At 66.6% G+C, this 19,661-nt stretch carries 21 protein-coding genes and 2 pseudogenes; 13 read left to right on the forward strand and 10 right to left on the reverse strand.

The genetic code is table 11. The features are described from left to right. Positions 1-8 precede the first annotated feature (8 nt). The gene (locus AC0KTM_RS03670; protein ID WP_472414973.1) at positions 9-1,553 is read left to right on the forward strand and encodes a carboxylesterase/lipase family protein; all 1,545 of its coding nucleotides are present in this window, start codon (positions 9-11) and stop codon (positions 1,551-1,553) included. Here the strand turns inward: AC0KTM_RS03670 and AC0KTM_RS03675 are convergent. The 4 genes from AC0KTM_RS03675 to AC0KTM_RS03690 form a co-directional block, all read right to left on the reverse strand. Beyond that, positions 1,550-2,650 (reverse strand): 3-beta-hydroxysteroid dehydrogenase, encoded by a 1,101-nt coding sequence (locus AC0KTM_RS03675; protein WP_472414975.1) that lies wholly within the window; start codon positions 2,648-2,650, stop codon positions 1,550-1,552. The two genes, AC0KTM_RS03670 and AC0KTM_RS03675, sit on opposite strands and share 4 nt — an antisense overlap. Before the next feature lie 73 nt (positions 2,651-2,723). Next, entirely contained in the window at positions 2,724-2,993 is a 270-nt protein-coding gene (locus tag AC0KTM_RS03680) for an exodeoxyribonuclease VII small subunit (RefSeq protein WP_225328089.1), read from the reverse strand. Continuing rightward, positions 2,983-4,230 (reverse strand): exodeoxyribonuclease VII large subunit, encoded by a 1,248-nt coding sequence (gene xseA / locus AC0KTM_RS03685; RefSeq protein ID WP_472414977.1) that lies wholly within the window; start codon positions 4,228-4,230, stop codon positions 2,983-2,985. The genes AC0KTM_RS03680 and xseA overlap by 11 nt, the downstream gene beginning before the upstream one ends. Further along, positions 4,227-4,826: a lipid droplet-associated protein gene (locus tag AC0KTM_RS03690; RefSeq protein ID WP_225328091.1), complete on the reverse strand. Its 600-nt coding sequence runs from the start codon at positions 4,824-4,826 to the stop codon at positions 4,227-4,229. The genes xseA and AC0KTM_RS03690 overlap by 4 nt, the downstream gene beginning before the upstream one ends. Before the next feature lie 89 nt (positions 4,827-4,915). Here AC0KTM_RS03690 and AC0KTM_RS03695 point away from each other — a divergent pair, with 89 nt between their 5' ends. Then, positions 4,916-5,914, forward strand: coding sequence for a 4-hydroxy-3-methylbut-2-enyl diphosphate reductase (locus AC0KTM_RS03695; RefSeq protein WP_225328092.1), 999 nt, complete (start codon positions 4,916-4,918; stop codon positions 5,912-5,914). A gap of 13 nt (positions 5,915-5,927) precedes the next feature. On the opposite strand, the gene AC0KTM_RS03700 is transcribed toward AC0KTM_RS03695, so the two are convergent. Beyond that, entirely contained in the window at positions 5,928-7,085 is a 1,158-nt protein-coding gene (locus AC0KTM_RS03700; protein WP_238958184.1) for a DUF6542 domain-containing protein, read from the reverse strand. A 140-nt stretch (positions 7,086-7,225) separates the two neighbouring features. On the opposite strand from AC0KTM_RS03700, the gene ychF reads away from it, so the two are divergent. Beyond that, a complete protein-coding gene (gene ychF / locus AC0KTM_RS03705) occupies positions 7,226-8,299 on the forward strand; it encodes a redox-regulated ATPase YchF (RefSeq protein WP_238958183.1) in 1,074 nt (357 codons plus the stop codon). Positions 8,300-8,383: 84 nt separating this feature from the next. Here ychF and AC0KTM_RS03710 read toward each other — a convergent pair whose 3' ends face one another. After that, on the reverse strand, positions 8,384-9,022 hold the full coding sequence (locus AC0KTM_RS03710; protein WP_238958182.1) for a class I SAM-dependent methyltransferase: 639 nt from the start codon (positions 9,020-9,022) through the stop codon (positions 8,384-8,386). Positions 9,023-9,258: 236 nt separating this feature from the next. Here AC0KTM_RS03710 and AC0KTM_RS03715 point away from each other — a divergent pair, with 236 nt between their 5' ends. The 7 genes and pseudogenes from AC0KTM_RS03715 to AC0KTM_RS03745 all read left to right on the forward strand — a co-directional run bounded on the left by AC0KTM_RS03715 (position 9,259) and on the right by AC0KTM_RS03745 (position 13,388). Beyond that, positions 9,259-9,933 carry a phosphotransferase gene (locus AC0KTM_RS03715; RefSeq protein WP_472414979.1) on the forward strand — a complete coding sequence of 225 codons (675 nt, stop codon included), beginning with the start codon at positions 9,259-9,261 and terminating at the stop codon, positions 9,931-9,933. A gap of 43 nt (positions 9,934-9,976) precedes the next feature. Next, positions 9,977-10,126 (forward strand): annotated as a pseudogene (locus AC0KTM_RS03720) (type II toxin-antitoxin system RelE family toxin); the annotation flags it as partial. Positions 10,127-10,173: 47 nt separating this feature from the next. Next, positions 10,174-10,725 carry a VOC family protein gene (locus tag AC0KTM_RS03725; RefSeq protein WP_238958179.1) on the forward strand — a complete coding sequence of 184 codons (552 nt, stop codon included), beginning with the start codon at positions 10,174-10,176 and terminating at the stop codon, positions 10,723-10,725. 79 nt (positions 10,726-10,804) lie between these two features. Further along, positions 10,805-11,212 (forward strand): VOC family protein, encoded by a 408-nt coding sequence (locus AC0KTM_RS03730; RefSeq protein WP_472414980.1) that lies wholly within the window; start codon positions 10,805-10,807, stop codon positions 11,210-11,212. A gap of 243 nt (positions 11,213-11,455) precedes the next feature. Beyond that, entirely contained in the window at positions 11,456-11,839 is a 384-nt protein-coding gene (locus AC0KTM_RS03735; protein ID WP_238958177.1) for an Mtp family mycobacterial-type pilin, read from the forward strand. 272 nt (positions 11,840-12,111) lie between these two features. Next, positions 12,112-12,702, forward strand: a complete 591-nt coding sequence (locus tag AC0KTM_RS03740) for a peptidoglycan endopeptidase (protein WP_472414982.1) — start codon at positions 12,112-12,114, stop codon at positions 12,700-12,702. A gap of 362 nt (positions 12,703-13,064) precedes the next feature. After that, positions 13,065-13,388: a putative quinol monooxygenase gene (locus AC0KTM_RS03745; RefSeq protein WP_238958175.1), complete on the forward strand. Its 324-nt coding sequence runs from the start codon at positions 13,065-13,067 to the stop codon at positions 13,386-13,388. A 111-nt stretch (positions 13,389-13,499) separates the two neighbouring features. Here AC0KTM_RS03745 and AC0KTM_RS03750 read toward each other — a convergent pair. Together AC0KTM_RS03750 and AC0KTM_RS03755 are read right to left on the reverse strand one after the other, a co-directional pair. Then, a pseudogene (locus AC0KTM_RS03750) lies at positions 13,500-14,282 on the reverse strand (SAM-dependent methyltransferase); the annotation flags it as partial. Between the two features lie 25 nt (positions 14,283-14,307). Beyond that, a complete protein-coding gene (locus tag AC0KTM_RS03755; RefSeq protein WP_238958173.1) occupies positions 14,308-14,988 on the reverse strand; it encodes a guanylate cyclase in 681 nt (226 codons plus the stop codon). A 144-nt stretch (positions 14,989-15,132) separates the two neighbouring features. Here AC0KTM_RS03755 and AC0KTM_RS03760 point away from each other — a divergent pair, with 144 nt between their 5' ends. Then, entirely contained in the window at positions 15,133-15,342 is a 210-nt protein-coding gene (locus AC0KTM_RS03760; RefSeq protein WP_238958172.1) for a hypothetical protein, read from the forward strand. Here the strand turns inward: AC0KTM_RS03760 and AC0KTM_RS03765 are convergent. Further along, on the reverse strand, positions 15,294-16,118 hold the full coding sequence (locus AC0KTM_RS03765; RefSeq protein WP_225328106.1) for an adenylate/guanylate cyclase domain-containing protein: 825 nt from the start codon (positions 16,116-16,118) through the stop codon (positions 15,294-15,296). The genes AC0KTM_RS03760 and AC0KTM_RS03765 overlap by 49 nt on opposite strands. 130 nt (positions 16,119-16,248) lie before the next feature. On the opposite strand from AC0KTM_RS03765, the gene AC0KTM_RS03770 reads away from it, so the two are divergent. Next, the gene (locus AC0KTM_RS03770; protein WP_472414984.1) at positions 16,249-17,658 is read left to right on the forward strand and encodes a glucose-6-phosphate dehydrogenase; all 1,410 of its coding nucleotides are present in this window, start codon (positions 16,249-16,251) and stop codon (positions 17,656-17,658) included. 16 nt (positions 17,659-17,674) lie between these two features. Continuing rightward, complete coding sequence (gene gnd / locus AC0KTM_RS03775; protein WP_472414986.1) at positions 17,675-18,697, forward strand: phosphogluconate dehydrogenase (NAD(+)-dependent, decarboxylating); 1,023 nt, start codon at positions 17,675-17,677, stop codon at positions 18,695-18,697. On the opposite strand, the gene AC0KTM_RS03780 is transcribed toward gnd, so the two are convergent. Continuing rightward, on the reverse strand, positions 18,694-19,554 hold the full coding sequence (locus AC0KTM_RS03780) for an alpha/beta fold hydrolase (RefSeq protein WP_225328109.1): 861 nt from the start codon (positions 19,552-19,554) through the stop codon (positions 18,694-18,696). The genes gnd and AC0KTM_RS03780 overlap by 4 nt on opposite strands. Between the last annotated feature and the right edge of the window lie 107 nt (positions 19,555-19,661).

Raw genomic sequence — 19,661 nt, forward strand, 5'->3', positions numbered from 1 at the left:
GAACGCGCATGGCGATCGACGACCTGGTGGTGGAAACCGGCTACGGCCCGGTCCGCGGTGTCGACGAGGGCGGCGTCAAGGCGTGGAAAGGCATTCGCTACGCGGCGGCGCCGGTGGGCGACTTACGTTTCCGGGCCCCGCAACCGCCCGAGCGCTGGACCGAGATCGCCGACGCCACCGCGTTCGGGCCGGCCTGCCCGCAACCGGTATTTCCCAACATGCCGCTGGATCTGGGCGCGCCGCAGGGGGAAGACTGCTTGCGGCTCAACGTCTGGGCGTCCGCGGACACCCGGCCCGGCGACGCCAAACCGGTGCTGGTGTGGCTGCACGGCGGCGCCTACGTCCTGGGATCGAGCAGCCAGACCCTCTATGACGGCAGCAGGCTGGTCCGCCAGGGCGACGTCGTGGTGGTGACGGTCAACTATCGGCTCGGGGTGCTCGGCTTTCTCGACCTGGCGTCGTTCGACACCGCGGGGCGAAGGTTCGCCTCGAACGTCGGGCTGCGCGACGCGCTCGCGGCGTTGGAGTGGGTGCGCGACAACGTCGCCGCCTTCGGCGGCGATCCGCAACGGGTCACGCTGTTCGGCGAATCCGCCGGGGCGGGGATGGTCACGACGCTGCTGGCCAGCCCGGCGGCCCAGGGACTGTTCTCCGGCGCGATCGCGCAGAGTTCGCCGGCCACCTCGGTGTACGACCGCGATCGTGCGCACCGGGTCACCCGAGCCTTCCTCGACAAACTGGGAATCGCCCCGTCGGAGTTGCAGCGGCTGGTCGACATGCCGATGGCGACCATCCTGGCCACCTCGCAAGAGGTGTTCGACGAGGTGCCGGCGCGCAACCCGGGAACGCTGGCGTTCGTGCCGATCGTCGACGGCGACGTGCTGGGCGACTACCCGGTCAAGCTGGCGCAGGAGGGTCGCACCCTTCCGGTCCCGCTGATCATCGGCACCAACAAACACGAGGCGGCACTCTTCCGGCTGATGCGTTCGCCGCTGATGCCGATCACCCCGAGCGCGATCACCTCGATGTTCAACCAGATCGCCGCCGAACAACCCGATTTGCAGTTGCCCACCGAGGAGGTGATCGGCTCGGCGTATTCGCGTATGCGGCGCAAGGCAAGGAGTTTGAGCATCGCGACCGACGTCGGCTTCCGGATGCCCTCGGTGTGGCTTGCCGAGGGACACGCCCGCGTGGCGCCGGTGTATCTGTACCGATTCGATTACTCCACCCCGCTGTTGAAGCTGCTGACGGTCGGGGCCGCGCATGCCACCGAATTGCCTTATGTCTGGGGAACTCTCGGTGCGCCCAAGGACCCCACGCTGAAGCTCGGTGGCACCAGAACCGCCAAGGCGGTCTCCAAGCGGGTGCGTACGCGGTGGATCAACTTCGCCGCGCACGCCGAGCCCGCGGGCCCCGCCGGTGAGCCGGAATGGCCGCCGTACCGGGCGGACGATCGAGCCTGCCTGCTCATCGACAAGAAGGACGCCCTCGCGCATGACGTCGACGCGAACATCCGCGCGGCGTGGGGCAGCGAGATGGTGAGCTTCCGCTAAACGGAAGCCTTGGCCGCCAACGCTTCTCGCTTCATCTGGTCGAACATGCCCACGTAGTACGGCAGACATTCCGACAGCGCCTGTTCGGTGGTGAACAGGGGCTGGTAGCCGAGATCACGAGACGCCTTGGCGATCGAGAAGAAGTTGTCCAGATAAAGCCGCTCGACGGCTAGTGGCTCGAGCAGCGGCGCCGGTATGCCGAACCGGAAATGCAGCCGCTGCCAACCCGTCATCGCCGCGCGAACGAGCGGGCCGTTCACCCGGACCCGCGGCCAATTCTCGCCGCAGGCCTCGACCACGGGCCGGGCGAACTCGAACATGTTGATCGGCTCGGCGTCGTTGATGAAGTACGCCTGACCGGGTGCGGTGCCGCCGGGCGCCAGATGCTGGGCCGCCAGGATGAAACCGTGAATCAGGTTGTGCACGTAGGAGTTGTCCAACCGGGCCGATTTGCGGCCGATCAGCACCTTGACGTGACCGGCGATCACGCTTTCGAACAGCTTGCGGAACATCGTCTGGTCGCCGCGGCCCCAGATGCCGCTGGGCCGAATCGCACAAGTCAGTAGGCCGGCCCCACCGTTCGGAGAGCCGTTCTGGCCCAATACAAATCGCTCGGCGATCACTTTGGTCTCGGTGTACAGATCGTTGAATCGGTCGGTGTAGGGCAGTGTCTCGTCGCCGCCCGCAATGTTCTGGCCGCCCATCACGACGCTGTTCGACGAGGTGTAGACGAAGCGCTGCACCCCGGCCGCCTGCCCGGCGCGGACCAGGTTCTCGGTGCCCCCGACGTTGACCCCGAAGCTGCGCTGCCGGTACTCCTCGGTCACCGAAGCGCCGCCCATCAGGTCGATGATCGCCGCGGTGTGAAACACCGTGTCGATGCCGTCGACCGCTTGGGCGCACACCGCCGTGTCGGTGATGTCTCCTTGCAGCACCTCCAACTGAGGATGCTCGGGCAATGGCGAGGGGGCCCGGTCAAACGTGCGGACCTGATACCCGCGGTCGAGCAGGGTGGTCACCAGGTTGGCGCCGACGAATCCGGACCCCCCGGTGACCAGGACGCGGCCGAGTTCGGCCGTCAGCGATGGATCACCCATGCGTCAAATCATAACTGAAACGTGTTCCAGTTCGGAAAAAGTCTTTCAACCCAGCCCTCCGACGTTGCGCGATTCAGGCGTCCTCGGCGTCGCCCGCCGCGAGAGCGTCCTCGATCCGCTTGCGAGCGCCAGCTAAATGTTCTTCGCACCGTTTAGCCAGCTGTTCGCCTCTTTCCCATAGCTGCAGCGACGCATCCAGGTCCAGCCCGCCCTGCTCTAACAGGCGCACGACCTCGATCAGCTCGTCCCGGCACGCTTCATAGCCCAGGTGACTAATAGGTGTAATGGATTCGGTCCCCTCCGGGCCGGCTGAGCCGTCCCCGCCGTCGTTTTTACGCGCCATCGGCCGGCCCTTCGCTGACCACGGCCACGGCACCGTCGGCCACCCGCACCCGCAACCGGGTGCCCGCCGGCGCGTCGTCGACCGAACGCATCACCTTGCTCTCGGTGGCGCCGACCGTTTGCACGACGGCGTAGCCGCGCGCCAAGGTGGCCGCCGGCCCCAGCGTCGCCAGCCGCGCGCTCAGATGGCCGATCCGTTCGGTCTCGGTGGCGGCCAGCCGAGTGACGTCGCGGCGAATCGCCGAGCGCGCGCGGTGAACCTCCTCGGCGCGCGACCTCAGCGCCGCCAGCGGCTCGGCCAGCACCGGACGGCTGCGTATCTGGGCCAGGGCCCGCTGTTCGCGAGATACCCAGTTGCGCAGCGATTGTGCGCTGCGCCGGCGCAGTTCGTCGACCAGCCGCTGTTCGGCCGCGGCGTCTGGGACCGCCTTCTTGGCTGCGTCGGTGGGCGTGGCCGCACGCAGATCGGCGACCAGGTCGCACAGCGGATTGTCGGGCTCGTGACCGACCGCGCTGATCACCGGGGTGCGGCACGCCGCGATCGCGCGGCACAGCGTCTCGTCGGAGAACGGCAACAGGTCTTCGACGCTGCCGCCGCCGCGGGCGAGGACGATGACGTCGACGTCGGCGTCGCCGTCGAGCTCACGTAGGGCGTCGACGATCTGCGCAACCGCGTTGGGTCCCTGGACCGCCGTGTTGCGCACCGCGAAACGCACCGCCGGCCAGCGTCCGGCCGCCACGGTTTTCACGTCCCGCTCGGCCGCGCTGGCCCGGCCGGTGATCAGGCCGATCATGTTGGGTAGGAAGGGGATTGGCCGCTTGAGCCGGGCGTCGAAAAGCCCTTCGGCGTCCAACAGCCTGCGCAACCGATCGATGCGCGCCAGTAGCTCGCCGACTCCCACCGCGCGAATCTCGCTGAGCCGCAACGAAAATGTGCCGCGGCCCGTGTAAAACGATGGCTTGCCGCACACCACCACCTGGGTGCCCTCGGCCAGCTTCACCGGTGCGTTCAGCACCAAATCGCGCGGGCACGTCACGGTCAGCGACATGTCGGCGGCGGGGTCACGCAGCACCATGAACACGGTTTTGGAATCGGGCCGCATCGAGACCTGGGCGAGCTGACCCTCCACCCAGACGGTGCCCAACTTGTCGATCCAGCCCGCGACCCGGATTGCCACCGCGCGCACCGGAAAAGGGTTCTCGGCGGAGTTCGGTTCGGACGTGGCGGCGCGGGTCACTTCGCGTTCGCGCGGGTGATCCTGTTGGCGAGCAGCGTCTGGAACGGCGCGCGGCCCTTGGTCGCCTGCTCGTAGGCCAGCAGCTCTTCGAGTTCATCCACGCTCAGCGATTGCAGGCGGGCCCGCAGCTGCGCCAGCGTCAGGGCCGAGTAATCCAGTTCGGTGGCCACCGCCGGTAGGGGCACCGACGCGTCGGCCGCCGGCTTCTTCGAGGGGCGGGCGGGTTTGGTCAGCGCGCTGGCGTCCTCGTGCGCTTCGGCCACCGAGTACAGCGCAAACCGTCCCTCGGCCCGGCGCTCGCCCTCGCCGCCCTCGGTCACCGTGGCATATGCCCCGTCGACCGCGTCGTCCACGTCCTCGTCGAACGTCGCCCATTCCGGCTTCTCGTCCTTGGGCGGGAAAATCGACTCGAGGGTGCTGTCCCCCTTGATCACCAGCTCGGCGAGGTTTTGCTGGAAGCGCATCACCACGTGCGCCGCCTGACTGGCCAGTGTCATCGGGTACATCAGGATGGTTTTCGGCAGCCTGATGGTCTCCTCAACGGCGACCGTTGCCGCGCCGACCAGCAGCCGAACCCCATACGGTGCAGTAGCCATGGGTCCAAGATTGCCTTAAGCGGCGGCTAACTCCAAGCCCGCCGGCGCGAGCTGGCAGCCCCGTGTCGGCAGAACGTACCCTGGGGGACATGCCCTCGACCGTCGACATGGGGATTCCCGGCGCATCCAGCTCGGTGGCCGTGCCCCCCACCCGCAAGCGCGTGCTCCTGGCCGAGCCGCGCGGCTACTGCGCGGGCGTGGACAGGGCCGTCGAGACCGTGGAGCGCGCGCTGGAAAAGCACGGCCCGCCGGTCTATGTGCGTCACGAGATCGTGCACAACCGGCACGTGGTCAGCACGCTGGAAAAGGCCGGGGCCGTGTTCGTCGAGGAGACCGACGAGGTGCCCGAAGGCGCCATCGTGGTGTTCTCCGCGCACGGCGTCGCCCCCTCGGTGCACTCGGCGGCCGCCGAGCGCAACCTGCACACCATCGACGCCACCTGCCCCCTGGTCACCAAGGTGCACAACGAGGCCCGGCGATTCGCCCGCAACGACTACGACATCCTGCTCATCGGCCACGAGGGCCACGAGGAGGTCGTCGGCACCGCCGGCGAGGCGCCCGACCATGTGCAACTGGTCGACGGGGTCGCCGCCGTGGACAACGTGACGGTCCGTGACGAGGACAAGGTGGTGTGGCTCTCCCAGACCACGCTGTCGGTCGACGAGACGATGGAAATCGTCGAGCGGCTGCGGCAACGATTCCCGAAGCTGCAGGATCCGCCCAGCGACGACATCTGCTATGCGACCCAAAATCGGCAGGTTGCGGTCAAGGCGATGGCCCCGGAGTGCGAGCTGGTGATCGTCGTAGGGTCGCGCAATTCGTCGAACTCGGTGCGGCTGGTGGAAGTGGCGTTGGGCGGCGGGGCCGCCGCCGCCCACCTGGTCGACTGGGCCGAGGACATCGACCCGGCGTGGCTCGAGGGCGTCACCACGGTCGGCGTCACGTCCGGGGCGTCCGTTCCCGAGGTCCTGGTGCAAGGCGTGCTGGAGCGGCTGGCCGAGTGCGGCTACGACCTGGTGCAACCGGTGACCACCGCGCAGGAGACGCTGGTGTTCGCGCTGCCGCGCGAGATCCGCTCAGCCCGCTGAGGGGCTTAGACCGCTAGACGTCGTACTCCCAGGATTCCGCCGGGGGCCGTCCGTGCGCGCGGCCCGGCGTCCGTGAACGGCTCCGGCGCTCGGTGTGCGGCTCCCGCGGCTGGTCCTGGGTGCCGCCGCGGTAGCGGACCTGCGAGATGGGGTGATGCGTCCCGTTGTTTCCGGTCGACGGGGGTCGCCGGCGCCGCGGCTCGTAGGGCTCGCGGCCGTCGTCGTACTTGTCGCCGTAGGACTCAACGCCGTCGAAACGGCTGGTGCGTGGCGCGGGCCGATCGTAAGGCCGCTCGTAGGGATTGCGGCGGGCGCGCGGCTCGCGGCGCGGCTCCCGGGGCGGTTGGCCGCGCAACTCCGGATCGACGTCCGGCCTGGGCCGGCGGCGTGACCGACGGGGCGGTACGGCGCCGTCGTAATCGCGGGCAGCCGCCGGGTTCCGACGGGCGCTGCGCCGCGGACGCTCCGGCCGCTCAACCGACTCCTCGTCGAGGGGCGGTCGCGCATGCCGGGAGCGGGCCCGCGCGGAACGCGTGGACGCGCGACCGTCGCGCGCCGTGCGGCGGGTCCTGGCCGACGAACCCGACGTGCGACCGCGCCGCGCCTCGGAGGCCTCGTCGGTGTCGTCGGCATCGGACTGCAGCGCCGACTGCAATTTGGCGCCGATGTTGCTGAAGAAGGATTTGACGTCGACGCCGGCGACGCCGGCGGTCTCGGCGGACGTGCTCACCGTGGTCGCGCCCCGGGCGTTCCCGAAATACCAGCGGGCCAGTCCGATCGCCAGGACGGCACCGGCGGTGCCCAGCATGAGCGGGAAGCGCTCGATGAGTGGATAGCCGCAGTTGATCAGCAGATCTTTGAGGCGGCCGATTTTGGCGTCATGGAACAGCCAGTAGGCGCCGGGCACCGCGCAGAACAGGATCAGTGGCGGCTGGATGATCGTGGTGAAGATGCTGTCCTGGCGCACCGCGAGCACCGCCGCCACGCAACCCGCTATATAGAAGCCCGCGAAGACGTGGGTCAGTTCCTTGTGGCCAGCGTCGATGCCGTAGCCGATAGCTGTCGCGGTGACGGCGATAAGCACGGCTGCGTACCAGGGGGCGCCTGGGATATTGGGGTGGATCGAACGGTGCGCACTGTCCACCGTCGCACTAGCCCGCTGTGCTGACACATGTAGACCGTACCGGGAATGGACCGAAAGGCTCGTAAATACCTCGTAGCGATCCTGTGGCGTGCCCCATTCTCGCGCAGATGAGGCGCGTGACGGTCCCGATCGTCCGGCGCCGCCGGGCCCCCTAGACTTGGCTCCCTGTGAGCCTGAGCCTGGGAATAGTCGGCCTGCCGAATGTCGGCAAGTCCACGTTGTTCAACGCGCTGACCCGGAACAACGTGGTGGCGGCCAACTATCCGTTCGCGACGATCGAACCCAACGAGGGCGTCGTCCCGCTACCCGATCCGCGGCTGGACAAGCTGGCGGAGATGTTCGATTCCGAGAAGATCGTGCCGGCCCCGGTGACGTTCGTCGACATCGCCGGAATCGTGAAGGGCGCCTCGGAGGGTGCCGGGCTGGGCAACAAGTTCCTGGCCAACATCCGCGAGTGTGACGCGATCTGCCAGGTGGTGCGGGTGTTCGCCGACGACGACGTGGTGCACGTCGACGGCAAGGTCGATCCGAGCGCCGACATCGAGGTCATCGAGACCGAGCTGATCCTCGCCGACATGCAGACCCTGGAGAGGGCGGTCCCGCGGCTGGAGAAGGAAGCCCGCAACAACAAGGACCGCAAGCCCGTGCACGAGGCGGCCGTCGCCGCCGAGGCCGTGCTGGACTCGGGCAAGACGCTCTTCGCCGCCGGTGCCGACGCGTCATTGTTGCGCGAGCTGAACCTGATGACCACCAAGCCGTTTCTGTACGTGTTCAACTCCGACGAGTCCGTGCTGACCGACGATGCCCGCAAGGCCGAGCTGTGCGCGATGGTCGCACCCGCCGACGCGGTGTTCCTGGACGCGAAGATCGAGGCCGAGCTGCAGGAGCTGGACGACGAGTCGGCCGCCGAGCTGCTGGAGTCGATCGGGCAAACTGAGCGTGGCCTGGATGCGTTGGCGCGGGCCGGTTTTCACACCCTCAAGCTGCAGACCTACCTGACGGCTGGCCCAAAAGAGGCGCGCGCGTGGGTGATTCACCAGGGCGACACCGCTCCGAAGGCCGCCGGGGTGATCCACACCGACTTCGAGAAGGGCTTCATCAAGGCCGAGATCGTGTCCTACGACGACCTGATCGCCGCGGGTTCGATGGCCGCGGCCAAGGCCGCCGGCAAGGTCCGCATGGAAGGCAAGGACTACGTCATGGCCGACGGCGACGTGGTGGAGTTCCGCTTCAACGTCTAAACGTCTAAGCCCAAGTAGGGCAGTCCGTTTCGATCGAAGCCGGAAGTCGACCTCAAACGACTACCCGCACTCGTTCGCGACGTTTCACGCGAGGGCGTGGGCGATCAGCAGGTGCGGTGCGTTGGCGTCTTCACTGATCTGACGGTGTTCGACTGTGAGGCCGGTGCTGCGTAGCGTGTCGATCACCTCCGGCACCGGACGGAGCTGAAATCCGTGTCCCGTGAATGGCAGTTTCGCCATCACGTCGGGGTCGGCCAGTCCGATGACGAGTCGACCCCGGCTGTTCATCACCCTGGCAAGCTCTCGGAACGCTGTGTCGAGCTCCGCGACGAAGTAGATGGTGTTGACCGTAATGGCGCCGTCCAATGCCCCATCGGCGAAGGGCAACTGCGTCATGGTCCCGGAATGCAGAGACAGCCGCCCGGATGCGATGTCGCGGCGGTATCGCCCCGCGGCCTGGCTGAGCATCGTCTCCGACACCTCGACACCATGAACACAGCCGGACGGACCGACACTGTGGAGCAGGAGTTTCAAGCCCACGCCACCACCGAATCCGACATCGGCGACCGCCGATCCTTCATCGGGTTCCAGCGCCCGCGCGGCGGCGCTCACGAAGCGCCGGTTGCCCCGGTTGAGCGCCGCACCAACTAGCCGCCCGGGCAAACCAGTTGGATGACCGAGCTGCTTGGCAATACCCGCCATGACGGCGTGCCGGACCCCCATCCGACGACCGTAGAGCACGGACGCTGATGCGGCACGGCATATTGGACGACGTAATGGAACCGTAGCCGAGGAGGGGGTCCAGTCGGCGGAAGAATATCGTCTGCGCATCGTGACCTGGGGCCGACTGTGACCTCGTGGAGTTTCCCTTCAATGTGTAAACGTCTGCGGTCAGAGTGAGTTACGAACGGGTGCCAGCAGGTGTACCTGATGCTGCCGTAGCTGTCCCCGGCAAGGTCTTGGACCTTGCCGAGTCAGGCAAGGTTGAGGTCGTTTGGCGTAATGAGCTGGGCGGCCTGACGTTCCGGTCTCACGGCCAGGAGCGGACGCGCTGCATCAAGTGGCAATCTTATGCTGGCCTGCACCCGGCGGAACGCGGCGACGTGGACCTCGCCATGGAGTCCGAAAAGCTGCGATGGGCCGGTCAGTTCGTTTCAGTTCCCAGTGTCCTTGACTTCGGTGCGGACGGTGATGCTGCCTGGCTGGTCACCGAGGCGATCGACGCGACACCGGCCTGCGATCCACGATGGCGCGACGATCCGGAGGTTGCAGTTCGGGCCATCGCCACGGGGTTACGCCGGTTGCACGACACGTTGCCGGTGGAAGGCTGTCCCTACCGCGGCGGTTGGTCGTCATGCGAGCCGTCGGAGCCGGCGCAGAGCCTGGTGGTCTGTCACGGCGACCCATGCGTGCCGAACACCCTGCTGAACAGTGCGGGTGAGTTCGCCGGGCACGTTGACCTCGCCGGCCTTGGTGTTGCGGATCGATGGGCCGACCTGGCCATCGCGGCCTACAGCATCAGTTGGGATGTGAACTTCGGGACGAGCTACGACGACCTGTTCTTTGAGGTCTACGGAATCGACCCGGACCCGGAACGTATTCGGTTCTACCGGGAGCTCTGGGACGGTGACTAACCTTGCTCCGCGGTGACCTGGTGGCGGCCCGCTCGCGGAGAACCCTCAGCGAGTGGGCAATCCGCTTCGCGGCCAGTTGGAGGGACGGTATTCGGCGCGCCAAGGCGAGTTTCGCGTCATTTACCGGATTTTCGATGAACGGGTGGTGGTCCGCGTCATCCACATCGCGCATCGCCGCGACGTTTATCGGTGAGGCGGTGTCATCGAGTTCTGCTTCAAAAGCAACAATAAGGAGGAACGATGCGGTGGCGGGGCGTGTGTCACGTCGAGTTCGCGGTGTTGGACTACGACGACTCGATCGCGTTCTACGACGCGCTGTTCGGCTGGCTCGGGTACAGCAGCTTCTCGTCGCTCAACATGGAGTACGAGTCGACGTATTACATGACGCGTAATGTCAACCCGCACAGCTACATCGGCATCCAGCCCGCCCGCACCGGTGGAAAGTTGACGCATTTCGACCAGGCGGTCGGTATCAACCACATCGCGTTGTGGGCGCGCAGCAGAGCAGAGGTCGACCGCTTCCACCGTGAATTCTTGGTCGAACGTGCTATCCCCGTCACCGACGAGCCCAAGGACTACCCGCAGTATTGGCCCGGCTACTACGCGGTGTTCTTCGACGAGCCGATCAACGGGATTCACTGGGAGTTGGCTTGGGTGCCGAAAGTACCTACGCCTCGCCAACTTTGGGCGTTCTATCGGGCGATCCGCGCTTTCGCGAAGAGTCGGCCGGACCTGGCGAACACCGTCCCGGGCGTCACGTTGCAGGCAAGGAGAACCCTGCCGGACCGATGACCGCCGTCGTTGTCGGAGGCGGCGGCTAGCATCCTTCGCGCACGACACCCACACCACCAGGGGCCTGCAGGAGGAGCGCATGAAGTTCGTATCGACTCGCATCATCACCGCCGACGTGAAGCGGCTGGTGGGTTTCTACGAGATGGTCACCCAAATCGCGGCCGTGTGGGGCAACGAGTTGTTCGCGGAGATTCCGACCCCGGCCGGCACCCTGGCCATCGGTAGCGACAAGACGGTCCCGCTGTTCGGGGACGGATCCGCCGAACCGGCAGCGAACCGGAGCGCAATCGTGGAATTCATCGTGGACGACGTGGACGCCGAATACGAGCGGCTCCGCGAGCGTGTCACCGAGGTCGTGACGACGCCGACGACCATGCCGTGGGGCAACCGAGCGTTGTTGTTCCGGGATCCGGATGGAAACCTCGTCAACCTGTTCACTCCCGTGACCGACGAGGCGCGCGACAAGTTCGGGTTGAACGACCTCTAGGGCGATGAGGCGGTCGAACGCCTCGCGGGACGGATGCCGGGGCCGTGGCCGCTCCTCGACGCCGTAGTGGGGCTGGATGATCCTCGTCGACGCCGCGGTGTCGATTGCGCATCTCCACGCGGCGGAGTCGCGGTTTGTCGAGCTGCTGGAGATCGACCAAGTGGGCTCGAGGGGGGACCCGCACATTGCAGACGATCCCAACAACTACTTGCCCGGATCCCAATCCGGGGAAATCCTTGGGAGATGGCGACTGTCAAGGGGACGGGATCGTGGCTGCGGCGGGGTGCGCGTGTGTTGGTGGGCAGCGGATTGGCGCTGTCCTTTTTGGGACTGGCCGGCGGCCCGGGTGCGCAGGCGGCACCGGCCCCGACCGATCACTGGTGCCCGGGCGATCAATGGAGCCCGGCGTGGGGCAACGTCTTGGACTGGGACTGGAATCGCTGCCACGATTGGCAACATCCCGGCGGCCCGACCGGCCCGTCGGGCTCGGGGCCTTGGGGACCCCCGCCGGCGTGGGCGCCCCCACAACCACCTCAACCGGCGTGGGCCCCGGGGGCTCAACTGATGTGGAACCCAACTGATGCCGATTGGGGCCTCTGGAACAACGGGATATGGACGCCCATCTGAGCAGACGCGTTTGGCGGCTCTAGCGATCGGCCCTCCCAGCGTTGGGTGAACTGCGGCCGACGACGACTGCGCCGAGCGGCCCGAGATTGGTCGCGAGGCCACCTGATGAGTGACGCGACGAGTCTGGGGGTATCCCCGGGAAAAGGGATCGCTTGAATGCGAGCAATTTGCCGCCAAAAATATACCCGTGTGTAATAACTTTGCTTTAGCTGCGGCGCACGTCATTGTTGGTTTACCGAATGACCTGCGCCACAAATTTTGGTTTGCAATAAATGTTATTGCTAGCCTCGCTGCCCATGGTCGTTATTGCAACATTGATGTCGTTGATCAATCAGGTCTCCGGCACCCCGTATATCGCGGGTGGAGATTCTCCCGCCGGGACTGATTGTTCGGGTCTCGCTTCTTGGATTGCGAATGCCGCAACCGATAGGCCAGTTTTTGGGGATCGATTTAATACCGGAAACGAAGAAGCTGCATTGTTGGCGCGTGGGTTCCAATATGGGACCGCACCCAACGCCTTGGTCATCGGATGGAACGGTGGCCACACCGCGGTGACCCTGCCCGACGGAACGTCGGTGGCCAGCGGGGAGCGCGGCGGTGTGCACGTCGGCGGCCCGGGCGCCTACCAGGCAGGATTCACGCATCACATGTTCCTTCCGGTGGAGCTGGAGGACGGTGGCGCGCCGCCGCCGCCGGACGCGTTGCCGCCGCCACCGGACGCCTTGCCGCCGCCACCGGACGCCTTGCCGCCGCCGCCGGACGCGCCGCCCCCGCCGCCGGACGCCCCTCTGCCTCCGCCGGAAGAGCCTGCCGTCTTAATCGATGCTCCGGCGCCACCGATGGACGCCCCGCCGGCACTCTGATTGTTTTTATCCCGCGACGCGGTAATTGCGGATTCATAACAAATGAAATGAATGCCGCCGCCCATTTTTTTAGTACTTTCCGGCGGTGGGCGACGGCCAGCCCACTGTTCGGCAGAATAGTGAAATGACGCCGGCGCCCCGGTCGAGTGTGAGCTGCGACACTACGATCCCGAAAGTGGCGGAAGTGTGCGCCGCGGCGAAAGTTTCGCATGGGTTGTTTGTGACTCGTGAGCACACTTTGCTGTTGGAATCGCTGACCGGAAATCGCGCCCGGCATCCCGACCGGGCCGTGGGCCCGCCGGATAAGCTGGCGCTGCCCGCGGTGCGGGCATACGGAAACCGGCGAACCAAGGCGGGGCCGCATGATCTTCATCGTCGTCAAGTTCGAAACCAAGCCCGAGTGGACCGACCGATGGCCTGAACTCGTCGCCGCGTTCACCGCGGCGACTCGCGCCGAGGAAGGCAACCTGTGGTTCGAGTGGTCGCGCAGCCTGGACAATCCGGCGGAGTACGTCTTGGTGGAGGCGTTCCGGGACGGTGATGCGGGCGGCGTCCACGTCAACAGCGATCACTTCAAGCGGGCGATGCAAGAACTTCCGCAGGCGCTGAAGTCCACGCCCAAGATCATCAACCAGACGATCGATGCCATCGGCTGGTCCGAGATGGGTGAAATGTCGGTCGGCTAGCTGCACCGGCCACGGACGTCGGCGACCGGATTCACACCCTCGACGTCGCCGCGCCGCGATGTTGCCGATACGAGGATCGGCGACCCCGACGTCCCGGTCGAACGCGGCGACCTGATCGTTCCAGCTGCGGAACTCGGTGTCCCACCCGAGGTCATTGAGCCAACGCTCGGTGTCGAACTCGGCACCGACGCCCGGGGCGGCGGTCGTCGCGGGGACGGTTGCCTCCCCGGCGACGAGGGCTCGCAGATCCCGGTACCGGGCGTCGTCGGGGTCACTGATGAAGCGGCCGACGCCGAAGAGACTGCCCGGCGCGGACAATCCCGTCAGAGTCCGCACAACGCGCTGGTTCCACTCCTGTGTCAGGAAACCGAGCGTGCCTTCATCAACCCAGTAGGCCGGTTCTTCCGCACGAAAGCCGTTCTCGCGCAGCGGCGTAACCCAGTCGTCGCGTAGATCGGCGGCTACGACGTGTCGTCGGCAATTCGCGACCGCCCCGGCGTCGTGCAAGACCGGCTCCTTGAATGCAAAGAGCTCGGCGAGGTCGATCTCGAACACGACGACGCGGGGTGGCAATCCCATCCGGAACGCCCGGGTGTCCAATCCCGCACCCAGCAGCACGATCTGATCGATGCCCGCCTCGACCGCTTCGCGAACGCGGTCGTCGACCAACCGCACCCCCACGGTGCGGCCCTCAAAGAACCCGTCCGCGAGCGTTTCCAGCTGTGCCCAACGCTCTGCGGTGAAGCCCGCGCGCGCCGCGTCGACGAAATGCCGCGCCAGCGGGTCGTTGTACAGCCGGTCGGGCCGGCCGGACTGGCGGGCGCGAATGACGGCGACGCCGATGGCCGTCAGCGCGACGCCGTCAACGGGCACGCGCGATACGTCGTCAGACACCCTTCCCCCCTAGCCAGCTTGCCGACTAGCCCACCATGATCTCGATTTCCCCGCCCAGCGCGTATCCCGGTGCGAGCGGCAGACTGTCACCGCTCCAGAACGAGCCCGGGTCGAACCAATTCGAGTACTTCTCCGTGGTCATCAAACCCATTTCTTCGTAGGTGATGGCCACCGTCTCCGCGCAGTAGGCCGCTTCCAGGCCGAGGCGCTGGCGCTCCTTGCGCCGCTGCGTCGACTCCCGAACCTTCTTGTCCACGACCGGGATTCCGCGCGCCCAATCGTAGGCGTTCGGCAGCCGCCCGCGCAGCCACCGGCCGGTCAGGCGCATGGTGGTCGGAAACGCGGTGCCGTCCATGCGGGCGATGACCCGCAGCAGCGTGTTCTCTTGCTCGCGGGTGGCCGGCGGAGTCAGCTGGCGCAGCCAGCATCGCTGGTGGTAGCGCTGGGTCCACTGCACGACGGATTGCTGTAGATCGTTGAGTTGCACGCCACGGTGGTTCGTCCCCGTCCACAGGTCGACGAGCTTGTCACCCAGTTCGGCATGCCAGATCAGGGGCGGCAGGTCATCGATGGCCACCGTCATGCCCACGTGGTTCACCGGGCTGTTCGTCAAGGTCTGGATGGCGCGGTCGGGTCCCGAACCGCCGCGAAACAGCCAAAGGTCGCCCGTGCGGGTTTCCTCGAGCGCCTGGTTCAAGGTGAGCATGTTCGTGTAAGCCCGTTCGCCGCTGCAGCTTTCGCCAATCTCGTCGTCATCATGAGCCCGCCTGCACGTCGCGGCTGTGCGTTGCGGGCACACAAGTCAATCACAACCAGCGCACCGCGACGGTGCTACGCATAGCCTGGTGTCATGCGCAGTGTGTGGAAGTGGCTGGGACTGGCGGGTGTCGCCGGGGTCGTTGCCGGGGGCGTGCTGGTGGCTCGCGACCAGCGCAAGCGGCGTGCCTACACCGCCGACGAGGTCCGGGATCGGCTGCATCAGCGGCTGGCCGAATTCGACGGGGAAGGCCTTCAGTCCGGGCCGGGATCGGCCGAGGGCGCAACGGCGAACAATCGATAGCTGCCCGAAAACCCCTTCAACTCGACGTCGCGGCCGTCGTCGAACCGGATGCCATCGCAGTCTGAAACCGCGTCCCGCACCGGCTTGCTCACCAGGATCTCACCACCGGCGGCTTGTGCCGCCACCCGCGCCGCCATGGCGACGTTTCGGCCGAACAAATCATCGCCGCGGCGCACCGACCGGCCCATATGTATACCGATTCGAACGCGAATCTCCTCGTGCCGCTTGCGGTTTGCGCCTCGTCGCAACTCGCGCTGCAGGTCGATACCGCACCGCACCGCCTGTTCGGCGCGCGCGAACGCGATCATGAATCCATCACCCTGACTTTTCACCACATGGCCGGACCGTCGCCGCACAAGATCCGAGACCAACTTGTCGTGCGAGCTGATCAGTTTGACCCAGGCCCGGTCGCCGATCCGCTCATTCAGTGCGGTGGATTCTTCGATGTCGGAGAACAGGATCACCACCTTGCCGTCCGGCGTGACGCGCGCAAGGTCGGGCCGTTCGACTTCGGCCCAGTCCGCGAGGTCCTCGATCGAGCTGCGCACGGCCGCGCCGAAGCCCTCCTTGCGCACCAGGTTGGCGGTGTTCCACACCGTCTTCACGGCTTCGCGACCGCCCGACAGCAACCAGCTGCGGGCGTCGTTTCGCTGGCGCAGCTCGTCGAGTTCGCGGTGACTGCGCGCCAGCAGCTGCCACAGCACCACCAACCCGATGGCCTCGATGGCAGCAAACCCGGCCAGAATGTAGACCGAGACATGCAGCGCGTCGCCCATGCGGTCATCCTTGCAAGGCTGTGGTCCGCCGAGGTTGTCGGCCCTGTGAGCAGTGTCTAGGGTTGAGTCCGCCGGCCGCGGGTAGTGATCTCAGGGGCGCCCCATTAGGTGACTTTCGGGAGGAGCGGTTTTGGCCGACGGCGACAGTAACCCATCTGACCTGTTGGTGATCTTCGGAATCACCGGCGACCTGGCGCGCAAGATGACGTTTCGGGCCCTGTACCGCCTCGAGCGCCGCGACGAGCTGAACCATCCGATCGTGGGCGTGGCCAGCGACGACATCACGACCGAGCAGCTGCTGGACCGGGCGCGCGACGCCATCAAGAAGTCGGGCGAGAAGTTCGACGACGCGGTGTTCGAGCGGCTGGCCGGTCGGCTGTCCTACTTGCACGGCGACGTCACCGACGCCGATCTCTACAAGCAGCTCGCCAAGAAGATCGGCTCGGACGCCCATCCGCTCTACTACCTCGAGATGCCGCCGGCATTGTTCGCGCCCATCGTGGAGAACCTGGCGAAGGCCGACCTGCTGGAGGGGGCGCGGGTGGCGATCGAAAAGCCGTTCGGCCACGACCTGGAGTCGGCGCGCGACCTCAACGCCCGGCTGCGCGCGGTGCTCGACGAAGACCAAATCCTGCGCGTGGACCACTTTCTGGGCAAACAACCCGTCGAGGAACTGCAGTACCTGCGGTTCGCCAACAACGCTCTGGCCAAACTGTGGGACCGCGAGAGCATCTCCGAAATCCACATCACCATGGCCGAGGACTTCGGGATCGAGGACCGCGGCAAGTTCTACGACGCGGTAGGTGCGCTTCGCGACGTCGTGCAAAACCATCTGCTGCAGGTGCTCGCGCTGGTCGCCATGGAGCCCCCGGTCGGCGCCGGCGACGACGACCTGAACGACAAGAAGGCCGAGGTTTTCCGGGCCATGCCCGCGCTGGACCCGGAACGCTGCGTCCGTGGACAGTACCGCGGTTATACCGAAGTCGCAGGCGTGGCAAAGGATTCCACCACCGAAACCTACGTCGCGCTGCGCACCGAGATCGACAACTGGCGCTGGGCCGGAGTGCCGATCTTCCTGCGCGCCGGCAAGGCGCTGCCGGAAAAGGTCACCGAGGTCCGGATGTTCCTGCACCACGTTCCCGGGTTTTCGTTCCTGCCCAACCGGCGGCCACCCGATCCCAACCAGATCGTGGTGCGCATCGACCCCGACCCCGGGATGCGGCTGCAGCTGTCGGCCCAGGTGGGGGATTCGTGGCACGACGTTCACCTGGACTCGTCGTTCGCCGAGGATCTCGGCGAGCCGGTACGCCCCTACGAACGGCTGCTCTACGCCGCGTTCAATGGAGATCGCCAGCTGTTCGCCCGGGAGGACGCCATCGAAGAGACGTGGCGGATCGTGCAGCCGTTGCTGGACAAGCCAGGTCGAATCCACCACTACGACCAAGGTTCCCGGGGGCCCGAGGCCGCCGAAGCGCTGGTGCGTGGTCACCACACCTGGCAGGAGCCGTGGCTGCCGCGCAGCACGGCCACGAAACAGTAAGGAGACTGGAGACACGATGCAGCTTGGGATGATCGGCCTCGGCCGGATGGGCGCCAACATCGTCCGGCGCGTGGTCACCGGCGGACATGAATGCGTGGTCTACGATCACAACCCCGACGCGGTCGAGGCGATGGCGGGGGAGGACAAGACCACCGGGGTGTCCTCGCTGCAAGAGCTCGCCGAGAAGCTGCCGGCGCCGCGCGTCGTGTGGGTGATGGTGCCGGCCGGGACGATCACCACCGGGGTGATCGACGAGCTGGCCAAGACCCTCGAGTCCGGCGACATCGTCATCGACGGCGGGAACTCCTACTACCGCGACGACATCACTCACGCAAAAACGCTGTCGGAGAAGGGAATTCATTTCCTGGATTGCGGCACCAGCGGCGGGGTGTGGGGCCGCGAACGTGGATACTGCCTGATGGTCGGCGGCGACGACGAGGCGTTCGCGCGCGCCGAGCCGATCTTCGCCACCGTCGCACCGGGCGTCGACGCGGCCCCGCGCACACCGGGGCGCGACGGCGAGGTCGCGACGTCGGAGCAGGGGTACCTGCACTGCGGGCCGGCCGGCGCCGGGCACTTCGTGAAGATGGTGCACAACGGCATCGAGTACGGCATGATGGCCTCGCTCGCCGAGGGTCTGAACATTCTGCGCAATGCCGACATCGGCAAGCACATCCAGGAAGGCGACGCGGAAACGGCGCCGCTGTCGAATCCGGAGTTCTACCAGTACGACTTCGACATCCCCGAGGTCGCCGAGGTGTGGCGGCGCGGCAGCGTCATCGGCTCCTGGCTACTGGACCTGACCGCGATCGCGCTGCACGAATCCCCGGAGCTGAAGGAATTCTCCGGGCGCGTCTCGGACTCCGGAGAGGGCCGCTGGACCTCCATCGCGGCGATCGACGAGGGAGTCCCCTCGCCGGTGTTGACCACCGCGCTGCAGTCGCGCTTCGCCTCGCGGTCGCTCGATGACTTCGCCAACAAGGCGCTCTCGGCGATGCGTAAGCAATTCGGCGGGCACGCGGAGAAGCCGGCGAACTAGCGTTTGACGAACTTCACCACGGCGTCGCTGAACGCGTCGTTGTCGTCGCCCGCGGCGGTGTGCCCGGCGTTGGACAGCTCGACGAACTCCGCGCGCGGCACGGTGGCCAGGAAGTGCCGAACGCCCTCGGGGCTCACTACGTCGGACAGCTTGCCGCGGATCAGCAGGACCGGAATCCTCAGGTTCTTGGCGGCCTGCTCGAAGCTCTCGGTGCGCAGTTCGGGATCGTCACCGGGCTTGGTCATGAACGCCGGGTCCCAGTGCCAATACCAGCGGCCGTCGCGCAGGCGCAGGTTCTTCTTCAGCCCCTCGGGGCTGCGGGGCTTGCTCCGGTAGGGCAGGTAAGCGGCGACGGCGTCGGCCGCCTGCTCCAGCGACTCGAACCCGTCGAGGCCGCTGAACATGAAATCGCGGATGCGGGCGCTGCCGCCCTTCTCGAATCGGGGTACCACGTCGACGAGCACCAAGCGGGTCACCTTCGCCGGGCCGGCCCGGTGCGCGGCGAGGATGCCGGTCAGCCCGCCCATGCTCGCCCCGATGATCGTCACGGGCCGCCCGATCGCCTCCAGGACCCGCAGGACGTCGCCCGTCAACGTCTCGATTTCGTAGTCGGCATCGGGTGAGCGATCGCTGTCACCGTGCCCCCGCGAGTCCAGGGCCACCACGTGCAGCCCCTCGTCGGCCAGGGTCTGACCGGTGTTCTTCCACGAAAACCGGTTCTGCCCGCCGCCGTGCAGCATCAGGATGCTCGGCCGGCCGGCGGCGTCGGCGCCCCGATTCCATTCGTCGGCGACCAGGGTGATGCCCTTGTAGCCGGCAAACTCAACCGTCTCGGGGCTGCTGCTGACGGTACTCATGCGTCCTGACGTTACATAGGCCACATAAGCACTCTTGCGGGGGTCGACGACGCGATGACTTTCCGTGTTCGTGGGGGTCTGTCTGACAAACCCCCACCAGCGATCCC

It is taken from the genome of Mycobacterium sp. NTMscope_Eco_3 (assembly GCF_976985685.1).

What these genes read in the sequence shown, in the direction of transcription:
- AC0KTM_RS03670 (WP_472414973.1), top strand. Translation starts at nt 9, where the DNA reads ATGGCGATCGACGACCTGGTGGTGGAAACCGGCTACGGCCCGGTCCGC.
- AC0KTM_RS03675 (WP_472414975.1), bottom strand. Translation starts at nt 2,650, where the DNA reads ATGGGTGATCCATCGCTGACGGCCGAACTCGGCCGCGTCCTGGTCACC.
- AC0KTM_RS03680 (WP_225328089.1), bottom strand. Translation starts at nt 2,993, where the DNA reads ATGGCGCGTAAAAACGACGGCGGGGACGGCTCAGCCGGCCCGGAGGGG.
- AC0KTM_RS03690 (WP_225328091.1), bottom strand. Translation starts at nt 4,826, where the DNA reads ATGGCTACTGCACCGTATGGGGTTCGGCTGCTGGTCGGCGCGGCAACG.
- AC0KTM_RS03695 (WP_225328092.1), top strand. Translation starts at nt 4,916, where the DNA reads ATGCCCTCGACCGTCGACATGGGGATTCCCGGCGCATCCAGCTCGGTG.
- AC0KTM_RS03710 (WP_238958182.1), bottom strand. Translation starts at nt 9,022, where the DNA reads ATGGGGGTCCGGCACGCCGTCATGGCGGGTATTGCCAAGCAGCTCGGT.
- AC0KTM_RS03725 (WP_238958179.1), top strand. Translation starts at nt 10,174, where the DNA reads ATGCGGTGGCGGGGCGTGTGTCACGTCGAGTTCGCGGTGTTGGACTAC.
- AC0KTM_RS03730 (WP_472414980.1), top strand. Translation starts at nt 10,805, where the DNA reads ATGAAGTTCGTATCGACTCGCATCATCACCGCCGACGTGAAGCGGCTG.
- AC0KTM_RS03735 (WP_238958177.1), top strand. Translation starts at nt 11,456, where the DNA reads ATGGCGACTGTCAAGGGGACGGGATCGTGGCTGCGGCGGGGTGCGCGT.
- AC0KTM_RS03740 (WP_472414982.1), top strand. Translation starts at nt 12,112, where the DNA reads ATGTTATTGCTAGCCTCGCTGCCCATGGTCGTTATTGCAACATTGATG.
- AC0KTM_RS03745 (WP_238958175.1), top strand. Translation starts at nt 13,065, where the DNA reads ATGATCTTCATCGTCGTCAAGTTCGAAACCAAGCCCGAGTGGACCGAC.
- AC0KTM_RS03755 (WP_238958173.1), bottom strand. Translation starts at nt 14,988, where the DNA reads ATGCTCACCTTGAACCAGGCGCTCGAGGAAACCCGCACGGGCGACCTT.
- AC0KTM_RS03760 (WP_238958172.1), top strand. Translation starts at nt 15,133, where the DNA reads ATGCGCAGTGTGTGGAAGTGGCTGGGACTGGCGGGTGTCGCCGGGGTC.
- AC0KTM_RS03765 (WP_225328106.1), bottom strand. Translation starts at nt 16,118, where the DNA reads ATGGGCGACGCGCTGCATGTCTCGGTCTACATTCTGGCCGGGTTTGCT.
- gnd (WP_472414986.1), top strand. Translation starts at nt 17,675, where the DNA reads ATGCAGCTTGGGATGATCGGCCTCGGCCGGATGGGCGCCAACATCGTC.
- AC0KTM_RS03780 (WP_225328109.1), bottom strand. Translation starts at nt 19,554, where the DNA reads ATGAGTACCGTCAGCAGCAGCCCCGAGACGGTTGAGTTTGCCGGCTAC.